This window comes from Parendozoicomonas callyspongiae (assembly GCF_023502345.1).
In the GTDB taxonomy this organism is placed as follows: domain Bacteria; phylum Pseudomonadota; class Gammaproteobacteria; order Pseudomonadales; family Endozoicomonadaceae; genus Sansalvadorimonas; species Sansalvadorimonas callyspongiae.
Genome location: NZ_JAMFLX010000053.1, coordinates 1 through 8,467, shown reverse-complemented (window position 1 = coordinate 8,467; position 8,467 = coordinate 1). Strand labels below are relative to the sequence as shown.

Sequence of the window (8,467 nt, the reverse complement as noted above, 5' to 3'; positions counted from 1 at the left end):
TGTGAAGAAACATCGAAAGTCATACATCAAACTAATAAATTTAAAAGTATAATTCGTTATTAACTTCCATCTAGATTAAAATTATTAAGTGAGTTTTTTAAATGAAGTGCAAATTGCTGTTGATAATTTTTTGTACAATTTTCTTTTCGGGCTGTTCTAATAAAATGGTCATTGATAGCACCCCTATTGATAAAGAATTATTCCTCCAAAAGCAAAACTCCCTCAGGGTTGCAATCTTTATAAAACCAAGCCAAGAGGAAAAATACTACCATATAGACGGAGGCGATGCTTATATTTATCCTGGATTAGCTGAAAAGCTAAAGTTAAGAATGGAATACATAACAAAGCAGGTTGATATTATCTATGCAGACAATCCCTATGGACAGCATTTAACTTATGATATTGTAATCTTTCCTGACTGGGAAATAGAAGAAAGAAATCTTCATGTAAACCTTATATTTAGTTTTAATAAGTATGGGAAATCTTTTTCAGTATCAGAAAAAAACACTATAGATGAACGAGAAGATTGGAAGGCTCCTGTCTACTTTGCGTCATCGGCTACAATAATTGGCTTGCCCATTGCGATGGCCATAGATAATAATGACATTGCTGGTAAGATTGAAATGGCTTTAGACAAAATAATACTCAAATTAGAGAATAATTATTTGCCTAAAATTGTTGCGACCACGAGAAAAAACTTAAATTCAATTTAATAATTCCTTAAAGATAAAATAATTCTGTTATTAGCTTATATGTGAATAATCATTAAACAGCCTCTGCACAAAAAAATTATCACATAACAAGTGCAGGCAAGGGACTGCGCCTGCGGCGCAGCCCCTGATGCAGGCGTTAAGCGCCCTCAACCTTTAAGTATTTGAGTATTAAAATTGAAATTAAAAAAGCTGTTAAATTTTGATTTCATCGAAGACTTTCAGAGTCTTTTAGAAACAGGTTTTGAAAAAGAACTTTTTTTATCAAGCTTGAGGAATTATTGCTCTCATGGAAATCCTCTTAGATTCCATAATTTCGCATTTTCAATGCGAGAACTTGTATTACATTTGATCGATAAAAAAGCTAAAAATGAAGATGTAAAAAAAGCTTCTTGGTATAAAAAGGAAAGTGAAAAGTTTGAAGTAACTCGGAGGCAAAAGCTTAAATATTGTGCACAAGGCATCTTGTCTGATAAGTATTTAGATCGGTACACATTGGATGAATTAAATTTAAGCATTAAAGAGTATCTCAAAGAATTTAATTTCTTCAATAAATACACACATATCACAGAAAAGCACTTGCATGCTTCACCAAAAAAGTTTTTCTTAGATATGAAATATATCATTCAAAGATCGAAAGAAGTCATAGAAGAAATTGATGACTTTGAAAAAATTATTAAAAATTGCCTTGAAGGGAAAATTTATGAACCTGTAATGAATGCAGCCATATTTTCTTCGCCAGAAGATTTGTCAATAATCTCTCAACGGTTTTATATAGACGACATAACTCCAGAAGGATTGGAAATCGAGTACTTCGATGATGAAGGTATTGATGCATTAGTTGAAGGAACCATCCATGTCACACAAGAGTATGGCCCGAGACATGACCTTTGCCAAATCTCAGCTAGTTATCCATTTAAGCTTCCAGTTAAAGCCTGTATAAGAGATCCAGACAACATTACAGCTAGTTCTGGCGAGCTAGATGTAGACACTTCATCTTGGTATGAGTAAAAGTCAAATCCGCGCTTAACAAGTGCAGGCAAGGGACTGCGCCTGCGGCACAGCCCCTGATGCAAGCGTTACCCGCGTTGGGGGAATCAATAGTCCCAAGTCATCGTAAATCCCACCAAAAATCTTTAACCTCAGCTCTTTCAAAGCTGGCGATCAAGAATCGAGTAAATTTGTGCAATGCCAGCAAAAGCTAAGGAGTTGCTGCAGGTTTATCTTCGCTGGCAGGCGGTAGTGTGCTCAAATGTTATTCGTGCTACGCCAGCACAAACATTGTGCTACCATGGTTCACCAAGGCTGGCAATCAGTATCGGAGTTTGTCACGTTTATATCCTGATAGTTCAGCAATTCAACGTGTTCCTCCTGTAAATATTATCGGGCTGCTTCCCAGTTGTGCCAGCGCAAGCAAAGTGCTCCCAAGGTTTCGTGGCGCTGTCAGTTCAATATTTCACTGCCAGCATTTCACATTTGTGTGGTGTAAAAATCGGGGTAAACTCAGCACCGCTATTCACTATTTCAAAGCTGGCAGGCAAGGCCGCAATTGGTTCCAGTTTTCCTGGTTGGTCAGCAAACAAACTCATTCTGCCTGCTCTTTGGTCACTGCTGCCTTTGTGCAATGCCAGCATCAGCATTTTCAAACATCGCCGCAAAAGCGGGTAACAAGTGCATCAAAGGGACGCCGCCTGCGGCGGCGCCCCTCATGCAAGCGTTATGCGTCATGAGAAAAACAAACAAGAGGGGAAATCTTGAAGTTCAGTAAATTATGGGATAACCATCCAAGTGTTGAATCAACATTTGATGATGCACCATGCTTAGTTAATGGAAAAAGAGCATTTGAAAATCAGTGCGCTATTCGTCTCGGTGAGTCTCTAAGAAAGTCTGGAGTTTCACTTGAGACTTTCAAAGGGGCAAAATGTTGGCATAAGCATAATCCAGCTCATATTTTGAGAGCGGAAGAGCTTGCTAACTGGTTGAAATCACCATTTTCTCCTTTCAAAAAAAGGGTGGTATTTGAAGGAGTAAATGGCTTTGATCAGATAAAAGGTAAAACTGGAATTATCTTCTTCAAAGATTATTATGGCCCTGGCCAACAAGGTGACCATATAGATTTATGGAATGGAATTAGACTTACGAAATACTCTACGTGGTTTGAGTTTGCCTTTAGAGGTGGTAGGCATTACTCAGATGCTACAGTGTGGTTTTGGCCTGTTCAGTGAGTTAATAATAAATGAAAAGATTGCTGCTACTTACAACACTAGTACTCATAACCGCTTGTTCTGGTGATAACTTTCCATCATATAAGAGCATTGAAAATACCATACCAGATGGGGGTTTAACTATAGATTATGACCCTAATAACACACTAACCAACATCCCTGATATTGAAAGTCAACTTTCCGAAGATCACCAATTAATATTCAATGAGTCTCTTTCCTGGTATGGAACAGAGGCAAATTTTGGATTCGAGTATATTCATAAAAAAACAGCACACGAACTAGTAGAAATAGTCAATTGCCTCAAAACAACACCACCCGAATCACAAAAAACAAACTGCCTGAAATAGGCGCATAACAAGTGCATCAAAGGGACGCCGTCTGCGGCGGCGCCCCTCATGCAAGCGTTAGGTGGCCTTGCCCAGAAATCGAGGCAGGGAAGATTTTTTGCAAATGAATTTTCAACATTGTGCAATGCTGGCGTTGTGAAAGTTCAGCGTTGCTGTTTTCCGAGTCACTCGTAAATTGGTTTCGTGTTGGTGTGCTATTCGTTTCCAACTCGTCTTGCTATCTTTCTTTGGTACTCGCACAGTTGCAACGCCAGCAGTCACCTTTACCATTGCCTTCATATCAGTTTGTGGCAGGCATTTAAGTTATCCTGCCGAATCAAAGTTGTCGGCACACCTAACAAGCGCGTCAATCGGGACTGCGCCTGGCGGCGCAGCCCCTTACGCGGGCGTTATGAGCTAATCAAACATCACAAGAACTTCGAATTTTTAATAAATCTCAATCAACATAAAAGGAATAGAGATGGATTTCATCGAAAGACTCCAAGGCTTGTCTAAGAAAATTTCTCAAGTAGGAGAAAATTTGACGACTGAAGAAGCAACAAAAAATGCTTTGGTCATGCCGTTTTTACATTCTGTTTTAGGTTACGATGTCTTTGACCCAAATGAAGTGATTCCAGAATTCACGGCAGACACTGGAACAAAAAAAGGTGAAAAAGTTGATTATGCGCTTATTAAAGATGATGAAGTTCAAATCTTAATTGAATGCAAAAAGTATGGTGAAAAACTAACGCCAAAGCATGCAAGTCAATTATTTAGATACTTTTCAGTTACAAATGCAAGGTTAGCAATATTAACAAATGGCGCGATCTATGAGTTTTATACTGACCTAGATGCTCCAAACAAGATGGATGAAAAACCATTTCTTGTTCTTGATCTAGAGGATATTGATGAACACATCATCCCAGAGGTGAAGAAACTGACAAAATCATCATTTGATGTTGATTCAATCGTTGGGGCTGCAGGTGAACTGAAATACTTAAACCAGATAAAAAAGCTACTTGCAAGTCAATTTAAAGAACCAGAAGAAGATTTTGTTAAATTTTTTGCTTCTAGAGTATATGATGGCGTTTTAACTGCAAAAGTTAAGTCTCAATTCCTTGAAATTACTACCAAAGCTCTTAAGCAGTTTCTAAATGACAGTATTAATGAGCGTCTAAAATCTGCTATAGGAAATGATGTTAAATCTAATATTCCCGACGAAGTGGAAGTAGAGCAAGAAATCGTAGACTTTGAAGAAGAAGATAGCAAAATAGTAACAACAGAAGAGGAGTTAGATGGTTTTAATATCGTAAGAGCAATACTCCGCAAAAAACTTGAAGTTGACCGAATTTCAGCCAGAGATACGCAAAGTTACTTTGGAGTATTGTTGGACGATAACAATAGAAAACCATTATGTAGACTGCATTTCAATGCTAAACAAAAATATCTTGGGATATTCGATAGCAATAAAAAAGAAACAAGGCACCCAATAGACTCTCTTGAAGATATTTTCAGCTTTAATGACATGCTTCTTGAAACAGTTGATTCCTACGAGGAGTAATCGCTCATAACAAGTGCGTCCAGGCGACCGCCTTCGGCGGCGCCTGACGCAAGCGTTAAGCGCCACAATAAATATCACAATAAAACGAGAGATCAATGGACGACACTCTTCAATTCAAATGCCTTACTGATTTACGTGAGATAATCAATCAAATAGATGGTTATGTTGCAAGACCTACTTTAAGAGGAGAACATCCAACTCTTTATTCAGAGCCGGGTGAAGGTCGATTTCGAACAGTAATGGGAATCAGAATCTGTGATTATAAATTTTCACAAGATGAGCAGTGGGTATTACCTGATGATCAGATGGGACTCTCATTCTCATCTACATGGCAAAATTTGAAAGGTGTTTACAAAATGGTCTCTCGGGGAAAAAGGAAGCCCGTAGATGTCTATTGGGTACTTTCGAAGTCAGACATTCCTGATGGGTTAGCTTTTGTCCAAGACCGAAAACCAAAGAAGAAAGGTCACTACTTTCTTGCTGTTACTCGAGAAATGAAAGTTAGTAGCTTAGTGGAAAAACTACGCTGGGTAGCTGATAGAATGTCAGTTATAAGAGATTCGGAGTTAGCATCGTGATTCAGTTCAATCGTTATCCTCATGTTTTAGATCTATTGCAGCATTACGCTACTGCTCTCCAAGATCAAAATATTCTTTCTATTTTACAGTCAGGGGTTTCCAATCGAGATGAAGCTCTTGCATTCTCAAAGTTCGTATGGAGAGCCGTAGATCAGATGGCAGATGATTCCGAGTCAGGCACAGTGGTACTAGGTAGGTCAGATAACTCTGATACTCTTCCGGACATCCACTATGAGGTAAGCTTGTACATGGAATCTAAAGGGTTTGAATCTATCTGGGAACAAGTCTCAGATGAAGCGTAATAGCGCTTAACAAGAGCATGGTGTTCCTCGCTTCGCTCGTGGGACGCCTGCGGCGCCCCACATGCTGGCGTTAGGCGTTCTTACCAAATTGTTAGTAAATTAATCTTTTTTGTATGGTAGGTTGCCCAATCTAATTTAGAAAAGGATATTCTTATGTTAAATACTGTTCAAGGTAACCCCTACTTAAAAAATAGTGAATCTTCAAAAGAGGAAACCAGTGGTGAAAAAAAGATACCAAGAGGAGAACCATCTTGGCGTGTATTATCACCAAAATTACGATCTATTGGTGAAATACACTTCAATCGAGAGTTAGCTCCATCTGGAAAGGAATCAGTTATAGCCTCTAATTATTTATCATATACTCCTGACATTAGTGGTGATTTTTATGATGAAATCGATAAAGCCTTAAGAAGCGGCCTTAAGTTTGTACTCTGTCTTATTGATGTTTACAGTGATGCAGAATATATTGAAGAATTAAAAAAATTAGTTGTTTTTTGCAAGGATAGAAAAATAGACATTATAAATTTTGAATTTGAGCCAATTTTGGCAAAAGCAAAAAAAAAGTGCAAAATAGCTAATTTTTTGCCACAATCAACCCCAAATATTGTCAAACCTATGCCATCAATATTTTCAACACCAGAAACACATGATCACTTAAGGCGATTAAATGCAGGTGCGCTCATAATTGCAGGAGAATTTGATAACTGTTGTATTCGTTCTTCAATTATCGGAATAAAAGAAGGAACTGAATATTTTGAATTCGATGGAGAAGAGTTTGGAGCTGTTGAATATGGTTATTCTGTTTATACGCAAAAAAAATTAATCAAAAACTATGATCCTACATCACCTACATTACACAGCATGGAACATGAAAGGTTGTATAAATTCTCATCAATCTAAACACCACGCCTAACAAATGCTTCCAGTTCGTTCGCTTCGCTCACCCGACGCCGCCTGCGGCGGCGCGGCTGAAGCAGGCGTTATGTTTCATCAGTGTACATTCCAACACAGTCATATCTGAGAAGTTATGTTAATAGATAATCAATTTAATATCAGGGAAGGATTGCTTCTCCACAAAAACATCTCGCCATTAAGTACGCAGTATCTTGACGAGTTAAAGTACGTTCAAGATTTAGATGTTACTGGATTCACTGAGGCTGATGTTCGAGGTGAGATAATTGACCCAATAATAAGAGTGTTAGGGTACAAAAAAGGTCAATTTTCATCTGTTGATAGAGAAAAGCACATTCGATTCCTTGGGAAAACACATAAATATATCGATTATAGCTTTACTTTGTGGAGAGAGAACTTTTGGATTATTGAAGCAAAGAGACCGTTAAAGGGAGATAGCTTTGGGTATGATGAGTTAAGTCAAGCAACAGAATACTCAATTCATCCAGAAATTAATGCGTCTGTCATTGTTTTATGTGATGGTTTGAAGTTAGAGATATTCGATAGAGAGGAAAATCTCGAAACCCCTGTAATTTCATTTAAGATAAAGAATCTTTTAGAGAATATCGATTCTTTAAGAAAAATATTAGAACCAATGCAGATTTGGTTCTTTTATAAAAGAAGAGTCCTAAAATCTATAGATAAAGCTTTCGAGTCAGAATTCAATCAACAGAGAGTAAATGAGTTCCTAGATATCATCGAAAATAGATTTAGAGAAAAGAGGGGGCAAATTCTCAAAAATTTTCAATCTGCTGAATTTACAGAGAAAGATTCAGCGGCTGAAGTTTCGAATGCAAGCATAGATGACATCATTGATGTATATTTCTTCTTCTCTCAACCAATACCAACAATGCACTCAATGAACAGAGTTTTAATTGATCATTGTCTTGAAGGGAGAAGCTTTGATGTAATATACAAGGTATTCCCTGACCACTATAGAGATGCGAATGATGCCTACTATTCAAATGCTTTAAGTTTTTTAATACAGCTTGAAATGGAAACAAATACCTTAAATTGGTCGCCATCATGGTTAATCGGTAAGGGAGATAAAACGGTAGAGTCAACTATAAAGGGATTAATAAGTCATACCTTGAATTTCTTTAAAGATGATGAAGCAAGAAAAATTATCCTGCTTGCATCATCAGCATTCAGGCGCTTGTTCAAGGTGTTGTCTATTGTTAGCCCCCAAATAAATCAGGGAAGCGAGCTCCAACACTTATTAACGAGAGTGAATGAATCTGAGTTTTCATGGAACCAGATATTATCTTCCCCAAAAAGAAATATAATTATCGATATCGATAGACTCAGCCTCATGGCAACAGATAGGTTTGTTTCAGATTTTACTTCCGACAAGTACAAATTCAATTCAGCTTTGGCAAAGCAACAGTTATCCCAAGTTTGGCACTTAGAAAAAATACTTCTTGAGAGTGCACCAAATTATCGCCAGCTTCTTCGAGAGAAAGATTTGGGAGAGTTGCATCCAACGGAAGCTTCTTCTGTTGTCTACGACAATTTAGGGCATAACTGCTTATGCGTCATAAAAATGAGCGAGAAGTGGAAAAAATATACACTGGATAATCACATGGATGAAGTAATAACACTTTCTGAAACCGGCTCTTGGGCGGCCAAAGAAATGCTAGAGGGTAAAGAGATACCTGATAATTCACCAGGAAAGGGCATTAAACATTCTGACCGTTTTTTCCTCGGTAACGATGAGTTGCAAGGTTCATTGAAAACGCTCTATGGATATTCATAAACCGGGAAAAGAAACATAACAAGTAAATCCAGGTGACGCCTTCGGCGCACCTGATTTA

General features: G+C 37.8%; 10 protein-coding genes. 9 read left to right on the top strand and 1 reads right to left on the bottom strand.

Annotated elements, in window-relative coordinates:
- The first annotated feature begins 164 nt into the window (after window positions 1-164).
- Window positions 165-713 carry a hypothetical protein gene (locus M3P05_RS19890; protein ID WP_249701872.1) on the top strand — a complete coding sequence of 183 codons (549 nt, stop codon included), beginning with the start codon at window positions 165-167 and terminating at the stop codon, window positions 711-713.
- A gap of 174 nt (window positions 714-887) precedes the next feature.
- Window positions 888-1,721: a pPIWI-associating nuclease domain-containing protein gene (locus tag M3P05_RS19885; RefSeq protein WP_249701871.1), complete on the top strand. Its 834-nt coding sequence runs from the start codon at window positions 888-890 to the stop codon at window positions 1,719-1,721.
- Between the two features lie 437 nt (window positions 1,722-2,158).
- Here M3P05_RS19885 and M3P05_RS19880 read toward each other — a convergent pair whose 3' ends face one another.
- Window positions 2,159-2,350 (bottom strand): hypothetical protein, encoded by a 192-nt coding sequence (locus M3P05_RS19880; RefSeq protein WP_249701870.1) that lies wholly within the window; start codon window positions 2,348-2,350, stop codon window positions 2,159-2,161.
- Window positions 2,351-2,464: 114 nt separating this feature from the next.
- On the opposite strand from M3P05_RS19880, the gene M3P05_RS19875 reads away from it, so the two are divergent.
- The 7 genes from M3P05_RS19875 to M3P05_RS19845 all read left to right on the top strand — a co-directional run bounded on the left by M3P05_RS19875 (window position 2,465) and on the right by M3P05_RS19845 (window position 8,409).
- Window positions 2,465-2,935 (top strand): type VI secretion system amidase effector protein Tae4, encoded by a 471-nt coding sequence (locus M3P05_RS19875; protein WP_249701869.1) that lies wholly within the window; start codon window positions 2,465-2,467, stop codon window positions 2,933-2,935.
- Between the two features lie 11 nt (window positions 2,936-2,946).
- Window positions 2,947-3,282: a hypothetical protein gene (locus tag M3P05_RS19870; RefSeq protein ID WP_249701868.1), complete on the top strand. Its 336-nt coding sequence runs from the start codon at window positions 2,947-2,949 to the stop codon at window positions 3,280-3,282.
- A gap of 460 nt (window positions 3,283-3,742) precedes the next feature.
- The gene (locus tag M3P05_RS19865) at window positions 3,743-4,822 is read left to right on the top strand and encodes a type I restriction endonuclease (RefSeq protein ID WP_249701867.1); all 1,080 of its coding nucleotides are present in this window, start codon (window positions 3,743-3,745) and stop codon (window positions 4,820-4,822) included.
- Between the two features lie 95 nt (window positions 4,823-4,917).
- Window positions 4,918-5,400 (top strand): hypothetical protein, encoded by a 483-nt coding sequence (locus tag M3P05_RS19860; protein ID WP_249701866.1) that lies wholly within the window; start codon window positions 4,918-4,920, stop codon window positions 5,398-5,400.
- Window positions 5,397-5,702: a hypothetical protein gene (locus M3P05_RS19855; RefSeq protein ID WP_249701865.1), complete on the top strand. Its 306-nt coding sequence runs from the start codon at window positions 5,397-5,399 to the stop codon at window positions 5,700-5,702. The genes M3P05_RS19860 and M3P05_RS19855 overlap by 4 nt, the downstream gene beginning before the upstream one ends.
- Before the next feature lie 153 nt (window positions 5,703-5,855).
- Entirely contained in the window at window positions 5,856-6,602 is a 747-nt protein-coding gene (locus M3P05_RS19850) for a cysteine hydrolase (protein WP_249701864.1), read from the top strand.
- Between the two features lie 127 nt (window positions 6,603-6,729).
- The gene (locus M3P05_RS19845) at window positions 6,730-8,409 is read left to right on the top strand and encodes a type I restriction enzyme HsdR N-terminal domain-containing protein (RefSeq protein WP_249701863.1); all 1,680 of its coding nucleotides are present in this window, start codon (window positions 6,730-6,732) and stop codon (window positions 8,407-8,409) included.
- Window positions 8,410-8,467: the final 58 nt, after the last annotated feature.